Here is a 22,913-nt window from a genome sequence, read left to right on the forward strand (position 1 = left end):
CTCCTCTTATTTCTCATCAAGCACGATTGTGATGTGGCTCATTCTCTTTTCGATTCTGTAAGCGCGGCCCTGTGCTCTCGGTTTTACTCTCTTCATTGTCGGTCCCTTGTTAGCGAAGCATTCTGCAACGTACAGGTTCTCCGGATTCATCTGGTTGTTGTTCTCTGCGTTAGCAACAGCAGACTCGAGTAATTTTTTAATTAAAGTAGAAGCATATCTAGGATTGTATGTTACAATACCAAGCGCTGTCTTCACATCTTTGCCTCTGATGGCATCTAATACGAAGCATGCTTTCTGAACGGATACTCTGGCGTAAGACAGCTTAGCCGACGGTCTCGTATCCTTATTAGCATTTCTTTCTCTTTTAATCTGGGATCTATGTCCTTTAGCCATTGGTGAAACCTCCTTTCAAGCGTAACTTACTTACGTCCTGCTTTCTTCTCGTCTTTTCCGTGGCCTCTGTAAGTTCTAGTGGCTACGAACTCACCGAGTTTATGTCCAACCATGTCCTCTGTCACGTATACCGGAACATGTTTTCTACCATCGTGAACTGCGATTGTATGTCCAACCATCTGCGGGAAGATTGTGGAACGGCGGGACCAGGTTTTGATAACCTGTTTCTGTCCTGCTGCGTTCATCTCATCTACTTTCTTTAAAAGATGAGCATCTGCAAATGGTCCTTTTTTTAATGAACGACCCATTAGTATACCTCCTATTACTGTTTACCGTTTCTTCTTCTTACGATTAACTTATTAGACTGTTTGTTTTTCTTTCTGGTCTTCAGGCCGAGTGCCGGTTTGCCCCAAGGTGTGCAAGGACCTGGACGACCGATACTGGTCTTGCCCTCACCACCACCATGCGGATGGTCATTCGGGTTCATAACAGAACCGCGGACAGTCGGACGAATACCCATGTGACGTTTTCTACCAGCCTTACCGATATTGATCAGGTTGTGGTCGCCGTTGCCAACTACACCGATAGTAGCGCGGCAGCTGATCGGAACCATTCTCATCTCTCCGGACGGTAATCTAAGGGTTGCATATTTGCCTTCTTTAGCCATTAACTGAGCAGAGTTACCAGCGGAACGAACCAGCTGACCACCCTTGCCCGGAAGAAGCTCGATGTTGTGAATCTGTGCACCAACCGGGATTTCAGAAAGCGGTAAGCAGTTACCAACTTTTGCCTCAGCCTCTGCACCGCTCATAACCTTCTGTCCAACCTGTAAACCAGCCGGAGCAAGGATATAAGCTTTCTCGCCGTCTGCGTAGCAGATCAGAGCGATGTTTGCTGTACGGTTCGGATCGTACTCGATACCAAGTACGGTTGCTGCGATACCGTCTTTTGCATTTCTCTTGAAGTCGATGATTCTATATTTTCTTCTGGAACCGCCGCCTCTGTGACGAACGGTGATTTTACCCTGGTTGTTACGACCTGCGTTCTTCTTTAAAGAAACTACTAAGGATTTCTCCGGTGTGGATTTTGTAATCTCAGAGAAATCAGAGCCGGTCATATGTCTTCTGGAAGGTGTATATGGGCTGTAAGATTTAATTCCCATGACTTTGACTCCTTTCGTTCAACGCCTCCTGGCGTTTCTTCATGTTTTTCACGACATAGTGTTCGTCGTATAATTGTCTATTGAGGATGAATTATAAACCAGCGAAGATCTCGATCTCTTTGCTGTCCTCGGTCAGCTGAACGATAGCTTTCTTTGTTGCAGCTGTCTTACCGAATGTCATGCCTCTTCTCTTTGTCTTGCCGTCCATGTTCATGGTGTTGACACTCTTAACTTTGGTGCCCGGGAACATCTTCTCAACGGCTTCTTTGATCATAGTTTTGTTTGCCTCGGTGTGTACCAGGAAGGTGTATTTCTTGTCTGTCATAGCATTCATACTCTTCTCAGTTACAACCGGTTTGAGGATTACGTCATAGTACTGTACGTTTGCCATTATGCATATACCTCCTCGATAGAAGCTACAGCAGCCTTGGTTGCTACTACTGTGTTGTATTTCAGGATATCGTAAACGTTGATGGTGCTTACGGAAGCAGTCTTAACGTCTGCCACGTTTCTAGCGGATAATACAGCCTTGTCACAAGCCTCATCCAGAACAACTAAAGCTTTGTTTACTTTCAGGTTGTTCATAACCTCAACAAATTTCTTTGTCTTGATCTCGTCGAAGTTCATAGCCTCAACTACGATGAACTTGTTCTCGTTTACACGGCTTGTCAGAGCGGATTTAAGAGCAGCTCTCTTCTCTTTCTTATTTAAACGGATTGTGTAATCACGTGGTGTCGGAGCGAATACTACGCCGCCGCCCGTCCACTGCGGAGCTCTTGTTGAACCCTGTCTTGCATGTCCGGTACCTTTCTGTCTCCACGGTTTCTTACCACCGCCGGAAACTTCGGAACGGGTTTTTGCTTTCTGAGTTCCCTGACGTTTGTTAGCAAGCTGTGCTACAACTGCCATGTGAACCAGATGTTCATTTACTTCTACACCGAATACAGCATCATTCAGTTCTAATGTGCCAACTTCGTTGCCTTCTAAATTGAAAACAGATACGTTTGCCATCTGTATGTTCCTCCTTTCCCGTAAAAGCCTTATCTAGCGACCTTTACTGTCTCTTTGATTGTTACTAAGGATTTCTTCGGTCCCGGTACAGAGCCTTTAACAAGGAGTAAGTTGTTCTCAGTATCAACCTTAACAACCTCCAGGTTCTGAACAGTTACTTTTACGCTGCCCATGTGACCCGGCATTCCTTTGCCCTTAAATACGCGTCCCGGTGTGGTTGCAGAACCGTTGGAACCCTGATGACGATGGAACTTGGAACCGTGAGCCATCGGTCCTCTGTGCTGGCCGTGTCTCTTGATGGCACCCTGGAAACCTTTACCTTTGGAAATAGCAGTTGCATCAATTTTATCGCCTGCTGCGAAGATGTCTGCCTTGATTTCGTCTTTTACAGAATACTCTTCAGCATTCTCTAAGCGGAACTCTCTTACATATCTCTTGTAAGCAACGCCTGCCTTGTCAAAATGACCCTTAACCGGCTTTGTCACAAGTTTTTCTCTCTTGTCTACAAAACCAACCTGTACTGCTTTGTAGCCATCGTTCTCTTCTGTCTTAACCTGTGTAACAACACACGGTCCAGCCTGAAGAACGGTTACTGGAGTTAAAACTCCGTCTTCGTTGAAGATTTGAGTCATTCCGACTTTGGTAGCTAAAATCGCTTTCTTCATTAATCTGACCTCCTGTTTTTCTACAGCGGAACGCGTTCGTCAAACTCCCGCGTTCATCCTAGAACTGTCCAGATGTCTCTATCTAAACTAGTATAGGATTCTTAATTATTTGTTTTTCATCTTTACGTTGATGGACACGCCAGCCGGCATTTCCAGTCTCTGCAGTGCATCAACTGTCTTCTGGCTCGGAGCAATGATATCGATGAGTCTCTTATGAGTTCTCTGCTCGAACTGCTCTCTGGAATCTTTGTACTTATGAACTGCTCGCAGAATGGTTACTACCTCTTTCTTAGTTGGCAGCGGCACCGGTCCACTCACCTTTGATCCGTTTTTCTTTACAGTCTCAATGATTTTTGCAGCGGATGTATCTACCAGCTGATGATCATAAGCTTTCAGTGTGATTCTCATTACTTGACTTGCCATAAAAAAAGTCGCCTCCTTTTCGTACTATTAAGCACGACAAGCGGTGACTGTACACATACCCGTGTGTGTCCTCGCAGTCCACACACCAAATCCGTCATTTGTCTTCAGGATACTCTATTCTTGTACAGTGACTTGTCGCCAGTTTCCTAACTTGACATTCGCTCCGCGGAATAACCTGCTTATCATAAGCAGCAACCTCTCGTTTCATCGCTATCATGCCACAGCTTCGTTATAATAACACAGCTTTCCGGGAAATGCAAGTGTTTTTTTAAGAAAAAATCTATATTTTTCAAGAAAAAACAGGAGTTTCTTCTTCCGGTGGGTAATTACACCTTTTATATAGAAGAAACTCCTGTTTATCCACAAGAATATATTTCCATGCAGAAATTTTATCTCAGTCGAGAAGACTCCCAGCTTTTTTAATTAATCCTCCCAATACGTCGGTTCCACCGGGGTTCTAGCCTCGTCGCTGCCATCGTCGCTTGTGCCGTCCACCTCTGTGACAACACCCGCAGAGCTTGTCTTAAACTTTGTGCCGTTCGCATCCTTCACGGTGCTGGATTTCACTACCTTGCCGCTCGTCGTTACCAGATAGTTTTTGTCATTGACTTCAATGACTTCATACTTAGTACCGCTGTCTGCCTTCTGAAGCTTACCCATGTAGTACAGGAATCCATCCTCCACACCTGAGTAGCCGCGTCCAGCCTTGTTGCCGCTGTCAGTGAAATAGAACTGTCCGGTCGTTCCGTCGCCCTCTACTACATTTCCCTTGCCTTTTACGACTGAGCTGGTCGCCTTGTCCGCGCCGAAGAAATAGCAGGCATACTGACCGCTCGTTCCTACCTCCAGACGTCTCAGACCATAGACCGGGTTGCCCTTCTCATTAAATAAGTAGGTAATATTGTTGATGCGGACCAGGTTGCTCGTCGAAGCGTCAGAAATCTTCGGACCCACCTTCGGCTCGCCGTTGCTTGAAAAATAATACCACTGTACATCGCTGCCGAGATCCAGATTGTAATCATCATCCTCCGGCGGAGTCGTGGAGAGCCAGCCAGTCTGTACCTGACCGTTGCTCTGATAATAACGGTAATTTTCAAATCCAGAGGAATTTCCCATATCGACCCAGCCGGTCTGCATCGCTCCGTTTTCGTCGAAGCAGTAGTAGGTTCCGTCAATCTTATATTGTTTATATTTGGCACTGCCTAAAGAAGGCACATATTTCTTTCCCGAACTCTGAAAGTAGTACCAATGATGATCCTCATCGTCGTCGCCGGGTTTCACTTCATCATCGTCCTTTTTGGTATCATCCGGATCTTCCAGATATGCCCAGCCGATCTGCATGACACCATCTGCATTCGTGTAGTAGGTGTCATCATCCACCCAGCCCGTCTGCATCGCTCCATCACCGTCGAAGTAATAGTACTTGCCTCCGATCTTGGACCAGCCGTCGGATACCATCTTTCCGCTGGTGGAGAAATAGTACCAGACCGTCGTAGCGGAAGTCTCGTTCCATGCCGGATTGCGCTTCGGCAGTTTCAGCCACTTGTCAGTCGCCATGATGCCGGTACTCTCGACAAAGTATTCGTCGTCCACCCAGCAGTTCGACGCGATGTTGCCCTGGGAATCGAGATAGCGCCAGAGATTGTCTGCTCCCTTCTTCCAGGTATTCGTCACCTTGTTGCCATTGTTGTCCACATATATCCAGCTGTTTCCAGACTGCTGCCAGCCTTCTGCCGCGTAAGATGTCAGGGTCGCCGCCCCTATCATCAGCGCTGCGGAAAGGACGCAGACTGCCAGTTTCTGTTTCTTCATATACAAGCCCTCCCAGTTCACGATTGATAACGTCTATTCTCCCACCTGCTGCGCATTCGCACACTTCCCGTCGTGTGGAGACTGCATCAGATGCTTATAACGCCTTGTTTTGTTCCAGATACGTGCAATCTATCTTTTACCTAATATACATTTTAACAGGAGATATAGGAATCTTCAAGGAGATTTATCTTTCAATTTATTTACTTTTTTTGGCAGGAAGCCGTTCAAAAGGTTTGACACGCCAATCAATGACCGATATAATTAGGTATGCATTTCAACTGAACCGTTTTTCCGGTCAGACAGACTGCGTTTATGGTTACTGTGCACGCATCGTGCCCAGTAACGGAATTTGCCGTGGCTTCGCATTTAAATACGGCAAATTCCTGCTGTCACCACGTTTTCTTACGGCACTTTCGGTTCCAAAAGTGCCTACCCGGGAACAGTAACCATTTATGCCATTTGGATGGAAATGGCTTATGGATAACACCGATTATAAAGGCGGCAGATACCCTTTTCCGGGGTTTGCGCCTCATTTTTTTGAAAGGATAAAATTTTATGTGGATTGCAGATGGATGGAACGATTATGAAGTGATTGACTGCTCCGAAGGAGAGAAACTGGAGCGGTGGGGCGACTATCTTCTGGTTCGCCCGGACCCGCAGGTTATCTGGAACACCCCCAAGACACACCGCGGCTGGAAAAAGATGAACGGACACTACCACAGAAGCTCCAAGGGCGGCGGCGAATGGGAATTTTTCGACCTGCCGGAGCAGTGGTCGATCCATTACAAAGAACTGACCTTTAACTTAAAACCGTTCAGCTTCAAGCACACAGGTCTCTTCCCGGAGCAGGCGGCAAACTGGGACTGGTTCGGTGACCGCATCCGCAATGCCGGACGCCCAATCAAGGTTTTAAACCTCTTTGCCTACACAGGCGGCGCTACCCTGGCGGCAGCCGCAGCCGGCGCCAGCGTGACCCATGTGGACGCCTCCAAGGGCATGGTAGCCTGGGCGAAGGAAAACTCCCGTTCCTCCGGGCTGGAAAATGCACCCATCCGCTGGATCGTCGATGACTGTGTGAAATTTGTTGAGCGTGAGATCCGCCGCGGCAACCATTACGACGGAATCATCATGGACCCGCCGTCCTACGGCCGCGGACCGAAAGGCGAGATCTGGAAGATCGAAACTTCGATTTACCCGTTCGTGCAGCTCTGTACGAAACTGTTATCGGACAACCCGCTCTTCTTCCTCATCAACTCCTACACCACCGGGCTGGCGCCGTCCGTCCTGACCTATATGCTCTCAACCGAAGTTGCCTCCACCCACGGCGGCACAGTGAAATCGGACGAGCTGGGACTTCCGGTTACCCGCACCGGACTGGTATTACCATGCGGTGCATCCGGACGCTGGGAATCTGGTAAATAACACTGGTATTCGGATGACATAGACACCCCATTTTTAAGTTTGATTCCTATTCATTCCAATCCCGGATATCTAACAGCCCCGGGACCAGTTCCCGCGCACTCGTCTCTAATATAATTCGCCCCTTCTCGGCGCTTGCACCAGACGGATCTCCTCCAATTCCAATCGGCGATCCGTCTTTTGTTTTCCAATCCTCCGACACCCAGCCGATCGAAACCGGACCGTATGGCTTCAGGGCGCGGGTCTTCTCAAACGCCGTCGGCTCTCCCGCTTCCGAAAGTTCCAGCTTCACAAGACTCTCATCGACCGCCATTACCATCGATGTCTCCATCTCTCCACCGTGGAAATCCCAGATATTCCCCTTTGAAATCGTTGCTTTTACATCCGGATGACCAAATGCCCCCGATGAAAGGATAAACGGTGCAATCCCCAGCTCACTCCGAAGTTCCCGGCTTAAAACCTGCGCTATCGGCGCATTCCCACCATGGCATACCAAAAAAGCCAGCTTTTTAAAACCGTGATGCGCCAGGCTGACGCATATATCATATAAGAGATGATAGTAAGTGTCCGGCCGGACTGTGACCGAACCGCAGAAATTCTTATGCTCTGTACTTAAGCCCACCGGAATCACCGGAAACAGCAGCATCGGGAAGTCTTCTTCCCCCTCTGCCTCCAGTGCCTTTTTGATCTCCTGACTCATCGCCTCCGCGATAATATCATCCGTTCCCAGTGGTGCCTGATTGCCGTGCTGTTCCAGCGCCCCGAGCGGAATCAGGATAATCGTGTTCTCACGGTCCACCTGCTCCATTTCCCATCTTGTCAAATCTCTATAGTTACGTATCATAGTATCTCCTCCTCTTATAAAAACAGATATGTCTTTGCACGTTCCATCAAACAAAAAGGATTGTCCGGGATTCTTCCCCCAGGCAGCTTTCCCAGCGGTTTCCCGACAATCCTTTCTATGAAATGGTTCTGCCGTTTCACAGCAAACAGCCAAATCCGTCAAACCATTCCTCTTATTTCATTTTATACTGCTTTCGGCACAATCTTCGCCGCACGCAGGCGTACAAACAAAAGCTGTCCAACGATATAGTTGAGTCCCACTTTCAATACGTTGAATGGGATCGTCGCCAGGATGATAAATCCATTCAGGTCTTTGATCGCCGGGTTGACCGACGCTACCATGCGGATCACTTCATCCAGCGGCAGGCTCATCGCTTTCGCATATAACGGAAGCGTAATGTTCGCATTGATAAAGCATGCACACGCGGTGCGGATCACGATACTGAGCAGAAGTGCTTCTACAGCTGCCTTACGGTTAGCGCCCAGCTTCTGATAGAGGAACCACAGCGGCCATACGAACAGGAACGCCGCAATCAGGTTGGCCAGCTCACCGACGTACATCGTGTTAGTTCCGACAGTAATCAGCTTGATTAACAGCTTGATGACTTCTACACAGATACCGGATACCGGTCCCATCAGAAACACGGCAATCACAGACGGTACATCACTGAAATCTACCTTATAAAACGGCGGCATCATCGGAACCGAAAATTCCAATGACATCAGCACGCCAGCAACCGCTGCCAGCATCGCCGTATAAATCAATTTTTGAATACTCCATTTTTCTGTCTTCATCTTAAATCTCCTTTCGGTTTTAAAACTCATTTCTCCGAAGGAGGAGTATGAATCAAGTGCCGGACTAGCTGCATTTGTAAAACTAAAAAAATCCCAGGTTGTTCGGGACCTGGGATAATAAATCGCAACTTAGCCGATGTACACCAGCCTGCTTACGCTCAAACGGTACACTCTCTGACTCCTGCCTCTTCTCTCATCCAGACTATACTGTCGGTTTCGGAATCTCACCGAATCGGCCGCCGTCGCGGTTCGCGGACTATACCGCCGGTAGGGAATTTCGCCCTGCCCCGAAGAAATCATGGTAATTACTCCGTCTTCATACATATAAACATATGAATCTGCGGGGCAATTATCTCACCCGTTCATAGTATCATATACAAACAAGAATTTCAATATTTTTTTAACAATCTTTCTTTTCGTTTTTCCCATCGTTACTGTTCACGCATACGTGCCCAGTAACGGAATTTGCCGTGGCTTCGCATTTAAATACGGCAAATTCCTGATGCCACCACGTTTTCTACGGCACTTTTGGTTCCAAAAGTGCCTACCTGCGAACAGTAACTTCCCATCTACGGCATTGCCGCCCCGGCATCCAGCATACCTCCGGTTGCCATCTTGCCGGACAGACTCTCAATCGGCCGCGCCGACTGCAGAATACGGTTTCTCACATCCATAAGCGACAGGGACGCATCGCAGGAGTACAGCATCGCCGCCGTTCCGGTCACCATCGGCGCCGCCATCGATGTGCCGCTCATGTAGGCATAGTCATTGCCCGTGATCGTGCTCAGGATATAATTGCCCGGCGCTGCCAGATCCACGCTTCTCACCCCGTAATTAGACGCACGGTCGAGCTGACCGTCAAAGCGCAGGTTTGCCACGGAAATGATATTGTCCAGTTCAAAGCTTGCCGGGTACATCGGCTGCTCATCGATGCTGTAGCCATTGCCGGAGGCGTCACCGTTTCCAGCCGCCACAATAAACAGCATCCCCGAATCCTTGATCGCCTGATACAGCTCCTCGCTATATTTCATCGTGCCAAAGCTCAGATTGCAGATCGACGCGCCGTTCGCCTGCGCATACCGGATCGCCTTAACCACGTTGCTGACGGTTCCGACACCGGACGATGTTCCAAGCGTCTTGATCACCATGATCTTCACATACGCCGGATCGCAGATTCCAACCGTTCCGACTCCATTTCTCGCCGCCGCGATCGTGCCCGCCGAGTGGGTACCATGATTGTCATCCGTCCCGGTAAATACCTGGGCATTATTATCATAGAAATTCCAGCCGTAAACGTCATCGATATAACCATTTCCGTCATTGTCAATGCCATCGCCCGGGATTTCCCCCGTATTCGTCCAGATCGAACCGCTAAGCTCCGGGTGAGTTATGTCAACCCCTGTATCAATCAGCGCCACAATCACCTGACGTTTTCCACTTTTCGCGTCATATTTCTTCCATGCCGGGACAATATTCATATCGATCCCTTCCAGAGAACGGACCGTTCCATCTGCTGAGAGCGCCGGGCTGCCGGTAATCGCCCCAATCGCCGCATCCACCGCCGCCGTATGGCTCGGCACCAGACGCAGTTCACCTGTATTTAAAAAAGCCCACTGATAGGAGGCATAGGAATCCGCATAGGGAACCGACTCCCGTGACGGACCCGCCGCATATGCCGGAAGCGCCGCGCTCCCTGCCATCATGGCAGCACACAGGGCGGCTGCCAGCCCTCTAAAAAGTTTCTTTTTCAACTTGCTTTATCCTCTTTCAATTCCGTTCTTACAGTTCGCGCGCTGCCGCAACCACAGTCTCCGCTTCCTTTGCCGGTTCTTTTCTGACATTCTGCCGTTTTACCGATTTTACCACTTTCCCAGCTTTTTTGCCATCCTTTTCGGATGCCGGACCGGAAATTGGCTTAAAGCCGCGAAATACCAGAATACTCCGCGGCGGAACCATATACTGGCGAAGCTCTTCCTGCGGCTCCTGCCCTGCCTCCAGGCTTTCCGGCGGACAGATTCCGTTATTGTCTGCGTCGTCTGTGTTGATGCACAGAGTCCACTGCATTCCCTTCGGAAGTTTCGGAAGATCAAATTCATGCGGCTCCCAGTGCATATTGTAGGCGACAAAGAAATAGTCATCGCTGGTGCCGTCCGCTCTTCGCCCGTACTCGCCGCAGTAGAGAATGCCGAGCTGGCGGCGGAAATTTTCAAACTCCGGGCACCATGTTTTGACGCCGTGGTAGGAAACATCCGGGTGTCCGCAGACGAGGTAATCAATATTTTTCGGCTCCACCGGCAGATGGAACACTGGATGCGCTTTGCGGAACGCTATCATATATTTTACAAATTCGTAAATATCCCGGTTCGTCTCCAGCTGATGCCAGTTGAGCCAGGAAATCTCATTGTCCTGACAGTAAGCATTATTGTTGCCGTTCTGGGAATTGCCGAACTCATCGCCCGCTAAAAACATCGGCGTTCCCTGGCTCAGAAAGAGCAGCAAAAATGCGTTGCGGAGCTGTTTTTTCCGCATCTGCACAATCTTCTTTTTCCGCGTCGTGCCCTCGACACCGCAGTTCCACGTATAATTATAATCGCTTCCGTCCCGGTTATTCTCCCCGTTCGCTTCGTTGTGCTTCTGCTCACAGGAAACCATATCCATCATCGTAAAGCCATTTGTCGCCGCCATATAGTTGATCACGCCATACGCGTCCGGATTCCGGCGTGTCTGGTAAATGAGACGGCCGACCTGATCCTCATCGCCCTTTAATACCCGGCGCATATCGATCAAAAATCCTTCATTGTACTCGCCCAGATGCCAGCGGCGCTCCCGCAGCTTCGGTGCCGCTGCCGTTTTTGGCACACGCACGCCATCCCAGGAACCAGCTAATAGCTTCGTATCAGCTAACAGCGGATCCGACGCCAGCAGTTCGGCCGGCGCAAACCCGGACAGGTGCACGCCATCCACATGATACTCGTAAACCCAGAAACGAACCGCCTCCTGCGCCAGTGCCGCGCTCTCCTCGCCGGTAAAATAAAGCTCAACCAGCACTTCGATATCATTTTTATGAAATTCTTTCACCAGTTCCTTAAATTCCCGCTCCGGTTCTTTCTCTTTCCCGGATGTGTACGAAGCTTTCGGCGCAAACAGGTATCCCGCCCCATAGCCCCAGTAATTGAGCCGTCCGGTCGGTGTCCCGGTCGCATACGGATTCCCGTCTGCCCCATCCTCCATCATCACTTCCTGAAATTCATTCGGCATCATTAATTCAACTGCTGTGATACCCAATTCCTTTAAATAGGGAATTTTCTCCGTCAGCGCACGGAACGTTCCCCGCTCCCCGGTGCCGGAAGAAGTATGACGGGTAAATCCACGCACATGCAGCCGGTACAGGATCGTCTCATCATACGGATGTTTCAGCGGCTGATCCATTTCCCAGTCATACGTTTCTTCAGGGAAACGGCAACGCACCGGACGGAGCGCCGCTTTTAAATCGCCCCAGCGCTCATGTCCTGTATAGATGCGCCCGCACGGATCCGGCAGCTCCCCCTGCTCGGTCTCGATCGTGTATTCCAGTCCCGAAAAATCATCGCCCGCAAGCTCCATCATCCAGAGATCCCCCACCCGTTCTTCCGGGGAAAATGGGATCCGGACACCCTGTTTTTTACCTGTCTCATAAATTGTCAGATGGCAGAATGTCCCCGGTGCCTCGACGCACAAGTGCATTCCCGTCTCTGTCCGCTTGATTCCCGGTGTAAAATCAGGGGTTCTTATCTTCTGTCTCACGATTTTTTCTGCTTTCACCTGTATCCCCTCCACGTTTTCATACGGCACTTTCGGTTCCAAAAGTGCCTACTTGTGAGCAGCTGCCTGTGCTTCTATTTTTTCCGCCAGATCGTTCAGATACATCCAGCGGTCCATCTTTTCTTCCAAAAGAGCTTCTTTTTCCTCTTTTTCCTTTATGATGCCGTTCAGAGCCGTATAATCGCGGGCAGAGTCCTGCATCTGCTGCTCCAGATCCGCGATTGCCTCTTCCAGCGCCGCGATATCATCCTCGATCGTCTCCCACTCTTTCTGCTCCATATAACTGAATTTGAGCTTTTTCTCGCGCTGGCGGCCGCGGTTTTTATCCTTTGCCGTCTCCGCTGCATCTGACGTTCCCGCACCAAAAGCGCCTCCGGTCTTCTGACCTCTGCCGCGTTCCTGACCGGATGCCGTCCCAGATGCCTCCATCTCTGCCGCTATGCGTTCCCCGCAGGCTGCCTGATAGTCGGTATAGCCGCCCTCATACTGACGGATCGCGCCGCCGCCCTCAAAGGCGAAGATCCGGCGCACTACGCGGTCAAGGAAATACCGGTCATGCGATACCGTAATCACGATCCCCTGGAAATGATCAAGATAATCCTCCAGAATCGTCAGCGTGCTGATATCCAAGTCGTTGGTCGGCTCGTCGAGCAGAAGGACGTTTGGCGCGCCCATCAGGATATGGAGCAGATAGAGTCTGCGCCGCTCGCCGCCCGATAGCTTGCCGATCAGCGTGTACTGCATATGGGACGGGAACAGGAACCGTTCCAACATCTGGGATGCCGATACCAGCCCGTCCGCCGTCCGCACGTACTCTGCCACATTTTTAATGTAGTCGATCACGCGCATCGACTGATCCATATCTTCGTTTTCCTGTGAAAAATAACCCATTTTTACGGTCTGGCCGATGATCGTCTCGCCCGAATCCGGTTTCACCCAGCCGGTAATCATCTTCATCAGCGTCGATTTTCCGCTACCGTTCGGTCCGATGATGCCGATGCGGTCATCCTTCAAGAAGATATAGGAAAAATCATCGATCAGGAGGCGGTCACCATACGCCTTATGAAGATGGTGTGCCTCGACCGTGGTTCGTCCGAGACGGCTGGAAATCGAGCTCATCTCCACATTTCCATCTACTTTCGGCGCTTCCACCGCACTCAACGCCTCGAAGCGCTGAATACGCCCTTTCTGCTTCGTGCTGCGTGCCTGTGCGCCGCGCCGGATCCACGCCAGCTCCGTCCGCAGGATATTCTGGCGTTTCTGCTCCGAGCTCACCGCCATCGCCTCGCGCTCTGCCTTTAATTCCAGATAGCCCTCATAGCCGGACTGATAACTGTACAGCTTTCCCTTGTCCAGTTCGACGATGCGGTTCGTCACGTTATCAAGGAAATACCGGTCGTGCGTGATCATCAGAAGCGCGCCGCGGAATTTTTTCAGGTACTCTTCCAGCCAGTCCGCCATCGCACTGTCCAGATGGTTCGTCGGCTCGTCTAAAATCAACAGATCCGCCGTCGATAACAGCACCGCTGCGAGGGCAACGCGCTTTCTCTGTCCGCCCGAAAGTGTCTCCACCTTGGCACTATAATCGGTGATTCCAAGCTTATTCAGCATGGATTTCGCATCGCCCTCGAGATCCCAGGCGTGCTCATGCGCCATATTTTCCCGGATCACGCAGTCTAAGACGGTCCGTCCCGCTTCAAACTCCGGATTCTGAGGCAGATAACGGATATAGAGATTTCGTCCCTTTACCACCGTACCCTCATCCGGCTCTTCCAGACCGGCTACAATCTTTAGAAGAGTAGATTTTCCGGTTCCGTTAATGCCGATGAGACCAATCTTATCACCTTCACCGATGGAAAATGCCACGTCATCAAAAAGCAGCCGTTCCGTATATGATTTTTTCAGATGTTCTGCTGTCAGTAAATTCATGTCTCATCCCGATCCTTTATCTGTAATTCTACCGGGCAGTGATCCGAACCCAGTATCTCCGTATGAATCTGTGTGCCCGCCAGCCGGTCCTTCAGGCTCTTGGAAACACAGAAATAATCAATCCGCCACCCAGCATTCTTCTCGCGCGCCTTAAACCGGTACGACCACCAGGAATAAACGCCCTCTTTATCCGGGTAAAAATAGCGGTACGTGTCGATATATCCAGAGTCCAGAAGCTCCGTAAACTTGCTTCTCTCCTCATCCGTAAATCCGGCATTTTTCCGGTTCGTCTTTGGATTTTTCAGGTCAATCTCCGTGTGTGCCACATTCAGATCCCCACAGAAAATAACCGGCTTTTTCTCCTCCAGCTTCTTCAAAAACTGGCGGAAATCATCCTCCCACTGCATCCGGTACGGAAGTCTCGCCAACTCATTCTGGGAGTTCGGCGTATAGCAGGTCACCACATAATAATCCGGGTACTCCGCCGTAATGACGCGCCCTTCATGATCGTGCTTCTCAATGCCAAGACCGTAGCTCACGCTAATCGGCTCCTCCTTCGAAAATAACGCCGTTCCTGAATATCCCTTCTTCTCCGCATAGCTCCAATACTGATAATACCCCGGAAGCTCCAGATCAATCTGCCCTTCCTGCAGCTTACTCTCCTGAATACAGAAAATATCCGCATCCAGCTCATGGAATACATCCAGAAATCCCTTTCCCACACACGCCCGCAAGCCGTTTACGTTCCAGGAAATCATTTTTTTCATTCTATCTCTCCTTTTTATCAAATAAGGTTTTTCCGATACATAAAAAGACAGCAGGCAGGTGGCAGACGCTCCGAAACTGGTCTGTGGATGCAGAGCAGGCTTTCGCCTATCAGTTGTACGCATCTTGAACACGCTTGTCCGAATGGGGCGGACGCAAGTCCGACACAGACGAACAAGTGTAGTGAAAGCAAGCGAACAACGATAGTGCGAAGAGCCAGCGGCGCATTCACAGACCTGTTTCGGGGCGGCTGCTGCCTGCCCCACCTCTCTCATTTTTATAAATCTACGTGTAAATCCTGATGTTTAATCCCATGTTTCTCCACATATCCCGTCAGCATCAGGGTCAGCGCGCCATCGCCCGTTACGTTGCAGGCAGTACCAAAACTGTCCTGAAGCGCAAAGATCGTCAGCATCAGCGCCGTTCCGGTCGCATCGAAACCGAGGACACCGGTGATCAGTCCCAGGGATGCCATAACCGTACCGCCCGGAACACCCGGTGCACCTACGGCAAATACACCTAAAAGAACACAGAACAGAACCATCGTCATCATATCTGGGAGGGCGCCGTACAAAATCTTGGATACCGTCATGACAAAGAATACCTCGGTCAGAACCGAACCGCACAGATGGATATTCGCAAACAGCGGAATACCGAAATCAACCATATCGTCACGAAGCGGCTCTGCCTTTTTGGCACAGCTGAGCGCCACTGCCAGGGTCGCCGCAGAAGACATCGTACCGACTGCCGTCAGATATGCCGGACCATAATGCTTGATAACGCCTCTCGGGTCACGGCCAGAGTAAATACCAGCCAGTGTATACAGCAGCGCCATCCAGATATAGTGGCCTGCCATAACAATCAGGATAACCGAAATGAAGATCGGAGCCTGTTTTGTGATGGTTCCCTCATATGCCAGGGAACAGAACGTAAATGCGATGTAAACCGGAAGAATCGGAATGACAATCTTCTGTACAATCTCCAGAACGATCTTCTGGAACTCGTCTAAGAGTTTCGTTACCGTCACCGCCTTGGTCCAGGTCGCTGCCAGACCAATCATAACGGAAAATACCAGCGCACTCATGACGCCCATGAGCGGCGGAATGTCCAGTTTAAAGACAACCTCCGGCAGGCTGCGCAGTCCATCGACTGCCGACTGAATCGACATATGCGGAATCAACGTATATCCGGCTGCCATCGAAAACAGCGCCGCGCCAAGAGACGATGTATACGCCAGAATCAGCGCTACTCCAAGCAATCTGGAGGCATTCTTTCCAAGCTTCGTGATCGACGGGGCAATAAAGCCGATGACGATCAGCGGTACACAGAACGAAATAATCTGCCCAAAAATATAATTCAACGTCACAACGAGATTCATAAAACTTTCATTTGCTATAAGACCGGCAATAATACCGATCGCTACACCCAGCACCAGCCGAAACGGCAGGCTTTTCATCAACTTGCTCATACCCATTTTTCCTTCCTAATACCTATCTCTTCATTCTTACTCTTCCCAAAGTTTTTTCGGATACAGACCGCCGTCCTTCATCCCCTGGATCGCGTCTGTCACCATCTTCTTATCTTCCTTGTAGGTCACGCCGTACCAGCGGTCCACGCTCTTTAACACGGTCACCTCGGCTTTCCCCTCTTTCAGAAGTTCATCCACCACAAACGGGAGGAAATACTCACATTTGAGTGGATTTACCGACAGATTTTTCTCCAAAAATGGAACAAAACGCGCCTTTAACTCCTTTAAGATGCTGGAAGTAAAGCCCCAGAGGTTCATCGATACAAGCGTATCCTCCCCCAGCTGCTCCCAGGTTGCGCCGTCATCCTCGGTATATTCCGCCTGATCGCCGTGCTTCTCGATGCGCGTTCTCTCGTGGATATCTGCCAGATGTCCATCCGCATCCACCGTACAGACGCCGCGCGCCACATGCCCATTTTCCGTCAATGTGTTGTAGAGATGATAGGCAACCATCGCATACTGATATTTGTCATCATCACCGCAGGATGCCAGACGATCATAGATCGCCTTGAATGCCGATTTTCCATAGTAATCATCCGCGTTGATCACCGCAAACGGTCCGTCGATCACCTCGCTGCAGCAGAGAATCGCATGACCGGTTCCCCACGGTTTGACGCGTCCCTCTGGAACCTCAAACCCATCCGGAAGACGGTCATTTTCCTGATACACATACTCCACCTGCACGTGCTTTTCCATGCGGTTTCCGATATGTTCCTTAAACTCTTTCTCAATCGATTTCTTGATAATAAATACGACCTTTTCGAATCCAGCCTCGACTGCGTCGAAGATCGAAAAATCGATGATCAGATCTCCTTCCCGATCGACCGGATCAATCTGCTTCAAGCCGCCGTACCGGCTGCCCATACCAGCCGCCATGATCACCAGAACTGGCTTCTGACTCATGAAAATTGTCCTCGCTTTCTGTTTCTTATCCGCAATCCTGCCCGTTTTCATTCAAAGCAGAATTGCCTATTTCCTTTTATTTTAAACTAATTCGGGCAGACTGTAAACAGTAAAACAAAAACCCGGCTGCCGTTTTATTCTATAGAGCGGATATTCTTTTTTTGTTTACATTTTTATAAATGTATTTTTTACTGTTTCTACACCAGTTAATTGTATCTTTTAGTTCTGCGCATACTTGTATGATAGATTGTTTTCACAAATATTTGATGTATGCGGGAGGTGCTTTAAATGATTGCTGCTGGTGACCGGCTCCGTGATTTACGGGAGGACAAAGGAAAAACGCAGGCGGAAATTTCCAGTCTGCTGGGTACAACTCAGCAAATCTATTCCCGCTATGAAACAAACCGGACGGATCTGCCTCTTCGGCATCTGATAAAACTGGCGGATTATTACCAAGTCAGCGCCGATTATATTCTCGGTCGAACCTCCTACCCGAAGAATCCGCCCGAAATGGCGAAACCATTTCTTAAAAATGTCACCTATGGAGAGGTCAATGGGCGTATCTCATCATTCCAGACTTCCACGAAAAAGCAGTTGATCGAATACATCAATTACCTGGTTTATCTGGAATCACGCCATAAGAAGGATTGATCGCGCTAAAAACGGGACATTGACACCATAGATGTGCAAAAGACAGCTCCAGGCATCGCTCACATGCAGCGTCTGGGGCTGTCTTTTATCTTTCGACTTTTGTCTAAATCACTTTGATTCCAGCTCTTAGTCGTCCTCTTCCTCACTATCCGTAACAGTAAATACCTGACGTTTTCTCGCCATCTCATCGTTTGCCAGATACTCATCGTAAGTAGTAATCTTATCGATCAGCTTGCCGTTTACGATTTCCATGATACGGTTTGCGGTCGTCTCAACGATCTGGTGGTCACGGGAGGAGAATAACAGCACGCCCGGGAACTTGATCATACCGTTGTTCAGAGCGGTAATGGACTCCATATCCAGATGGTCGGTCGGCTCGTCCAGAATCAGGACATTGGAACCGGAGATCATCATCTTAGAAAGCATGCAGCGCACCTTCTCACCACCAGAAAGAACGCGGACCTTCTTCACGCCGTCCTCACCGGCAAACAGCATACGTCCTAAGAATCCGCGGACATAAGTCACATCCTTAACCGGAGAGTACTGGGTCAGCCAGTCTACGATCGTGTCGTCGTTATCGAACTCTTTCGAATTGTCCTTCGGAAAATATGCCTGACTGGTGGTCAGACCCCATTTATAGGATCCCTCATCCGGCTCCATCTCGCCGGAAAGAATCTTGAAGAGAACGGTCTTTGCCTGCTCGTTCGGTCCTACAAATGCTACCTTGTCCTCGCGTCCGAGAATGAAAGAAATATTATCAAGAACCTTCACACCATCGATAGTCTTAGACAGGTTCTCTACGCTTAATACCTCATTACCGATCTCACGTTCCGGACGGAAGTCGATATACGGGTACTTACGGCTGGACGGTTTGATCTCATCTAACTCAATCTTCTCCAGAGCACGTTTTCTGGAGGTTGCCTGCTTAGACTTGGAAGCATTGGCAGAAAATCGCTGGATGAACTCCTGCAGCTCCTTGATCTTCTCTTCCTTCTTCTTGTTGGCTTCCTTCATCTGCTTGATCATCAGCTGGCTGGACTCGTACCAGAAATCGTAGTTTCCGGCATAGAGCTGAATCTTGCCATAGTCGATATCTGCGATCTGGGTGCAGACTTTATTTAAGAAGTAACGGTCATGGGATACCACGATAACCGTATTCTCAAAGTTGATCAAGAACTCCTCGAGCCATGCGATCGCATCGAGATCCAAGTGGTTTGTCGGCTCGTCGAGAAGCAGGATGTCCGGGTTTCCGAACAGTGCCTGTGCCAGAAGAACTTTGACCTTCTGGGCACCGGTCAGATCTGCCATCTGTTTGTAGTGGAGATCCGTCTCGATTCCCAGACCATTTAAAAGGTTCGCCGCGTCGGACTCTGCCTCCCAGCCGTTCATCGTGGCGAACTCGCCCTCCAGCTCGGCAGCCTTGACGCCGTCCTCCTCGGAGAAGTCTTCCTTCATGTAGATAGCTTCCTTCTCTTTCATGATCTCGTAGAGTCTCGCATTTCCCATAATAACGGTATCAAGTACCGGATATGCGTCATATTTAAAGTGATCCTGCTGTAAGAATGAAAGTCTCTGTCCCGGTGTGATGATAACCTCACCATTGGTCGGTTCCAGCTGTCCGGACAGGATTCGTAAAAAGGTAGACTTCCCGGCACCGTTGGCACCGATGAGTCCGTAGCAGTTTCCCTCGATAAATTTAATGCTTACGTCCTCAAATAACGCCTTCTTTCCTACTCGCAGTGTTACATTGCTTGTACTAATCATGGCAATTTCCTTTCATACTGTTCAAATCGTTCATACTCCCCAGGTGCATCTTTGCCCCGGGCGGGTGCAATCCATGTATATTTTACAGGTTTTTCCCGAATTTGCAAGCATTTTACGGGTTTTTATTCCCATCCGCCAAAAACTAAAATCTTCCGAACGTATCCACCAGCCAGGACAAATAATCTGCCCGCTCATCCGTAAACTGCCCCGGAAGCAGACGCCAGCGCCAGTTTTCCCCGAGAGTTCCCGGCGTATTCATGCGCGCCCAGTTATCGAGCTTCAACACATCCTGCATCTGGAAAATGGCAACGCTCGCGACTGAACCGTATGCCGCGCGGAACACGCGGTCTACCACCTCACTCTGGTGTGCTGCACCGAGGTAATCGGCAATGTACTGAAGCTCCCACCACTGACGTTTTTCCGGTTTGAAATACCCCGCCAGCGTCTCATTGTCGTGCGTTCCACCGTAGACTACGGAGTTCGGGTCATAGCAGTGCGGCAGATGCTCGTTGAAACGGTCGCCACTGAACGCAAACTCAATGATCTTCATGCCCGGATAGCCCGTCTCTGCCAGCAGATCCTTGACCTCCTGACAGAAGACACCAAGATCCTCCGCGATGATCTTCGTCTCGCCTGCCGCCTCGTCAAGTGCGTCGGTCAGCTTTTTGCCCGGACCTTTCTCCCACTCGCCGTCTTTCGCAGTCACAGCGCCATACGGGATTGCATAATACTGCACCACGCCGATGAAATGGTCGATCCGCACCGCATCGTAGAGCTTCGCGGACGCTTTCATCCGGCTTCGCCACCAGGCGAAATCGGTTTGTTCCATTTTCTCCCAGTCGTAAAGCGGGTTGCCCCAGAGCTGTCCATCCTCTGAAAATGCATCCGGCGGCACACCCGATACCTTGAGCGGCGTCAGATTTTCCTCGTCGAGCTGGAACAGCTCCGGGTGGCTCCAGACATCCGCGCTGTCGAGCGCCACGTAAATCGGAATATCGCCGACGATCTGAAGTTCTTTTTCTTTTGCATACTGTTTTAATTTTTTCCACTGTTCAAAAAACTTAAACTGTAAGAACTTCCAGTAATTTATTTCTTCTGCCAGCTCTTCGCGGCATGCCGAAAGCGCCTCCGGACGGCGGAACCGGATGTCCTCGTCCCAGTCCATCCAGCCTTTTCCTTCATATTTACCCTTGACTGCCATATAGAGCGCATAGTCGTCCAGCCATTCTTCATTTTCTTCCAGAAATGCCTGATATTCCTCACTTTCCTTATGGCTGCTCCGCTCATACGCCTTGCGCAGAAGCGGAAAACGGTAATAATACAGCGCGTCATATTTGACCTGATCCTGCTTGTCGCACCACCAGCAGGCGTCTATCTCATCCTGGGTCAGAAGTTTCTCGTCTTTCAGCGTATCCAGATCAATAAAATACGGATTTCCCGCAAATGCAGAGTAGGACTGGTACGGGCTGTCCCCGTAGCAGGTCGGTCCCATCGGAAGCACCTGCCAGTACGTCTGGCGTCCGCGTTTTAACTGATCAATAAACTCATACGCCGCCCGTCCGAACGTACCGATTCCATACGGCGACGGCAGGCTGAAAATCGGCATCAGTACGCCTGCGCCGCGTTTTAACATTGTCTTCATCGCTTCGTTTCCTCCTATTCTGCCCGATATACTGTCTCACCGCTGCAGATGGTATAGTGAACCTTTCCATAGAGCTTCACTCCCACAAACGGGGAGTTAGACGCCTTGGAATGGAATTTTTCTACGGTATATGGTGTCTGGTCGTCAAAAAGAACCAGATCCGCCGCGCCGCCCTCGCGGATGCGTCCCGCCTCCTTCATCCGGTACAGCTTCGCCGGATTCAGGCACATTTTCTCAAACAGAGTCAGATAATCAATGTGACCAGCTTTTACCAGCCTGGTAACCGCCAATGGCAGGGAGGTTTCCAGCCCGATGATGCCGCTCGGTGCCTCGGTCAGCGGTTTTTCCTTCTCCTCGGCGCTGTGCGGTGCATGATCCGTCGCAATCATATCAATCGTGCCGTCCTTGATTGCTTCAATCAACGCCTCGCGATCCGCAGCACTCCGCAGCGGCGGATTCATTTTCGCCAGTGTTCCGTACTCCAGAACCGCCGTCTCGTCCAGTGTAAAATGATGCGGTGTCACCTCCGCCCAGACATGCGCGCCCAGCTTTTTCGCCAGCCCGACCATCTGCACCGCATTACGGGAACTGATGTGCTGGATATCCACATCTGCGCCCGTGTGAAGCGCGATCATGCAGTCGCGCGCCACCATCGAATCCTCCGCCAGCGCCGGGGAACCACCGATTCCCAGCTGCTCGGACACCGGACCGCGGTTGATGCCGTTGTTGAAAATAAATGCCGGATCCTCCTCATGGAAGCTGAGCGGCACATTGAGACGTTTCGCCGTCTCCATCGCCTCTTTGACCAATTTTTCGCTCATCAGCGGGATTCCGTCATCCGTAAATCCGATCGCACCCGCCTCTTTGAGGGACTCCATATCGGTCAGTTCTTTTCCTTGAAATCCCTTCGAGACTGCCGCGCAGGTTTCCACGTGGATTCCCGTTTTCGCACCCTTTTCCAGAATATACCGGACAATCTCCGGCGTATCGGCAACCGGTTTCGTGTTTGCCATACAGACCACCGTCGTAAAGCCGCCCGCCTTCGCAGCCGCCGCGCCCGTCTCGATGTCCTCCTTGTAGGTCAGACCCGGATCGCGGAAATGCACGTGGACGTCCACCAGTCCCGGCGCGACGATCAGCCCTTCTGCATCCAGCACCTCGGCATCCGCCGGGATGAACGGTGCGTCAGATGCCTCATCTGATTCTGATTTTGTATCTTTTTTCACGATTTTCTGGATTTTTCCATTTTCAATCCACAAATCTGCCCTTCCGTCGAATCTGCTCTCCGGATCGATGACTCTTCCGTTTTTAATTATTTTTACCATTCTAACCCCTTTTTAACTCATATGTTAAAACGTAACTGTTCAGTACCTTCACAATCACGTCAAAACATTTTTTCAGACAAAC

Annotated in this window: 21 protein-coding genes and 1 riboswitch; of the genes, 2 read left to right on the forward strand and 19 right to left on the reverse strand. The window is 50.1% G+C overall.

Annotation, left to right across the window (positions count from 1 at the left end):
• Positions 1 to 6 precede the first annotated feature (6 nt).
• The 8 genes from rplV to DW085_RS12190 form a co-directional block, all read right to left on the reverse strand.
• Positions 7 to 393 (reverse strand): 50S ribosomal protein L22, encoded by a 387-nt coding sequence (rplV, locus tag DW085_RS12155; RefSeq protein ID WP_022360570.1) that lies wholly within the window; start codon positions 391 to 393, stop codon positions 7 to 9.
• Between the two features lie 26 nt (positions 394 to 419).
• Entirely contained in the window at positions 420 to 701 is a 282-nt protein-coding gene (gene rpsS, locus DW085_RS12160) for a 30S ribosomal protein S19 (protein ID WP_022360571.1), read from the reverse strand.
• 14 nt (positions 702 to 715) lie between these two features.
• Entirely contained in the window at positions 716 to 1,555 is an 840-nt protein-coding gene (gene rplB, locus DW085_RS12165) for a 50S ribosomal protein L2 (protein WP_022360572.1), read from the reverse strand.
• 91 nt (positions 1,556 to 1,646) lie between these two features.
• Positions 1,647 to 1,946, reverse strand: a complete 300-nt coding sequence (gene rplW / locus DW085_RS12170; RefSeq protein WP_022360573.1) for a 50S ribosomal protein L23 — start codon at positions 1,944 to 1,946, stop codon at positions 1,647 to 1,649.
• Positions 1,946 to 2,566, reverse strand: coding sequence for a 50S ribosomal protein L4 (rplD, locus tag DW085_RS12175; protein ID WP_022360574.1), 621 nt, complete (start codon positions 2,564 to 2,566; stop codon positions 1,946 to 1,948). Before rplD ends, rplW begins: the two co-directional genes overlap by 1 nt.
• A gap of 29 nt (positions 2,567 to 2,595) precedes the next feature.
• A complete protein-coding gene (gene rplC / locus DW085_RS12180; RefSeq protein WP_022360575.1) occupies positions 2,596 to 3,231 on the reverse strand; it encodes a 50S ribosomal protein L3 in 636 nt (211 codons plus the stop codon).
• Between the two features lie 105 nt (positions 3,232 to 3,336).
• Positions 3,337 to 3,654, reverse strand: coding sequence for a 30S ribosomal protein S10 (gene rpsJ, locus DW085_RS12185; protein ID WP_022360576.1), 318 nt, complete (start codon positions 3,652 to 3,654; stop codon positions 3,337 to 3,339).
• Between the two features lie 423 nt (positions 3,655 to 4,077).
• Positions 4,078 to 5,466: a cell wall-binding protein gene (locus tag DW085_RS12190; RefSeq protein WP_107000795.1), complete on the reverse strand. Its 1,389-nt coding sequence runs from the start codon at positions 5,464 to 5,466 to the stop codon at positions 4,078 to 4,080.
• Between the two features lie 555 nt (positions 5,467 to 6,021).
• Here DW085_RS12190 and DW085_RS12195 point away from each other — a divergent pair.
• Complete coding sequence (locus tag DW085_RS12195; RefSeq protein WP_117796499.1) at positions 6,022 to 6,888, forward strand: class I SAM-dependent methyltransferase; 867 nt, start codon at positions 6,022 to 6,024, stop codon at positions 6,886 to 6,888.
• A 46-nt stretch (positions 6,889 to 6,934) separates the two neighbouring features.
• Here the strand turns inward: DW085_RS12195 and DW085_RS12200 are convergent, their stop codons facing one another.
• The 8 genes from DW085_RS12200 to DW085_RS12235 form a co-directional block, all read right to left on the reverse strand.
• A complete protein-coding gene (locus DW085_RS12200) occupies positions 6,935 to 7,729 on the reverse strand; it encodes a creatininase family protein (RefSeq protein ID WP_118492926.1) in 795 nt (264 codons plus the stop codon).
• Positions 7,730 to 7,911: 182 nt separating this feature from the next.
• The gene (locus tag DW085_RS12205; protein ID WP_118492928.1) at positions 7,912 to 8,523 is read right to left on the reverse strand and encodes an ECF transporter S component; all 612 of its coding nucleotides are present in this window, start codon (positions 8,521 to 8,523) and stop codon (positions 7,912 to 7,914) included.
• A gap of 181 nt (positions 8,524 to 8,704) precedes the next feature.
• Positions 8,705 to 8,822: riboswitch (FMN riboswitch) on the reverse strand.
• Positions 8,823 to 9,092: 270 nt separating this feature from the next.
• Entirely contained in the window at positions 9,093 to 10,274 is a 1,182-nt protein-coding gene (locus DW085_RS12210; protein ID WP_243034020.1) for a S8 family peptidase, read from the reverse strand.
• Positions 10,275 to 10,302: 28 nt separating this feature from the next.
• On the reverse strand, positions 10,303 to 12,324 hold the full coding sequence (locus DW085_RS12215) for an alpha amylase C-terminal domain-containing protein (protein WP_243034021.1): 2,022 nt from the start codon (positions 12,322 to 12,324) through the stop codon (positions 10,303 to 10,305).
• A 48-nt stretch (positions 12,325 to 12,372) separates the two neighbouring features.
• Positions 12,373 to 14,253, reverse strand: a complete 1,881-nt coding sequence (locus tag DW085_RS12220) for an ABC-F family ATP-binding cassette domain-containing protein (protein ID WP_118492930.1) — start codon at positions 14,251 to 14,253, stop codon at positions 12,373 to 12,375.
• Complete coding sequence (locus DW085_RS12225; RefSeq protein WP_107000799.1) at positions 14,250 to 15,020, reverse strand: exodeoxyribonuclease III; 771 nt, start codon at positions 15,018 to 15,020, stop codon at positions 14,250 to 14,252. The genes DW085_RS12220 and DW085_RS12225 overlap by 4 nt, the downstream gene beginning before the upstream one ends.
• A gap of 275 nt (positions 15,021 to 15,295) precedes the next feature.
• Complete coding sequence (locus tag DW085_RS12230; protein WP_118492953.1) at positions 15,296 to 16,486, reverse strand: dicarboxylate/amino acid:cation symporter; 1,191 nt, start codon at positions 16,484 to 16,486, stop codon at positions 15,296 to 15,298.
• Between the two features lie 36 nt (positions 16,487 to 16,522).
• Positions 16,523 to 17,449: a sugar phosphate nucleotidyltransferase gene (locus tag DW085_RS12235; protein ID WP_107001017.1), complete on the reverse strand. Its 927-nt coding sequence runs from the start codon at positions 17,447 to 17,449 to the stop codon at positions 16,523 to 16,525.
• Between the two features lie 288 nt (positions 17,450 to 17,737).
• Between DW085_RS12235 and DW085_RS12240 the strand changes: the two genes are divergently transcribed.
• Positions 17,738 to 18,100, forward strand: coding sequence for a helix-turn-helix transcriptional regulator (locus DW085_RS12240; RefSeq protein ID WP_022360587.1), 363 nt, complete (start codon positions 17,738 to 17,740; stop codon positions 18,098 to 18,100).
• Positions 18,101 to 18,226: 126 nt separating this feature from the next.
• Here the strand turns inward: DW085_RS12240 and DW085_RS12245 are convergent, their stop codons facing one another.
• The 3 genes from DW085_RS12245 to DW085_RS12255 all read right to left on the reverse strand — a co-directional run bounded on the left by DW085_RS12245 (position 18,227) and on the right by DW085_RS12255 (position 22,831).
• Complete coding sequence (locus DW085_RS12245) at positions 18,227 to 19,864, reverse strand: ATP-binding cassette domain-containing protein (protein ID WP_022360588.1); 1,638 nt, start codon at positions 19,862 to 19,864, stop codon at positions 18,227 to 18,229.
• Positions 19,865 to 20,006: 142 nt separating this feature from the next.
• Positions 20,007 to 21,506 carry a 4-alpha-glucanotransferase gene (gene malQ, locus DW085_RS12250; RefSeq protein WP_107000801.1) on the reverse strand — a complete coding sequence of 500 codons (1,500 nt, stop codon included), beginning with the start codon at positions 21,504 to 21,506 and terminating at the stop codon, positions 20,007 to 20,009.
• A gap of 14 nt (positions 21,507 to 21,520) precedes the next feature.
• On the reverse strand, positions 21,521 to 22,831 hold the full coding sequence (locus DW085_RS12255) for a dihydroorotase (RefSeq protein ID WP_107000802.1): 1,311 nt from the start codon (positions 22,829 to 22,831) through the stop codon (positions 21,521 to 21,523).
• Positions 22,832 to 22,913: the final 82 nt, after the last annotated feature.

Source organism: Clostridium sp. AF50-3, assembly GCF_003477445.1.
GTDB classification, from domain to species: domain Bacteria; phylum Bacillota; class Clostridia; order Lachnospirales; family Lachnospiraceae; genus Otoolea; species Otoolea fessa.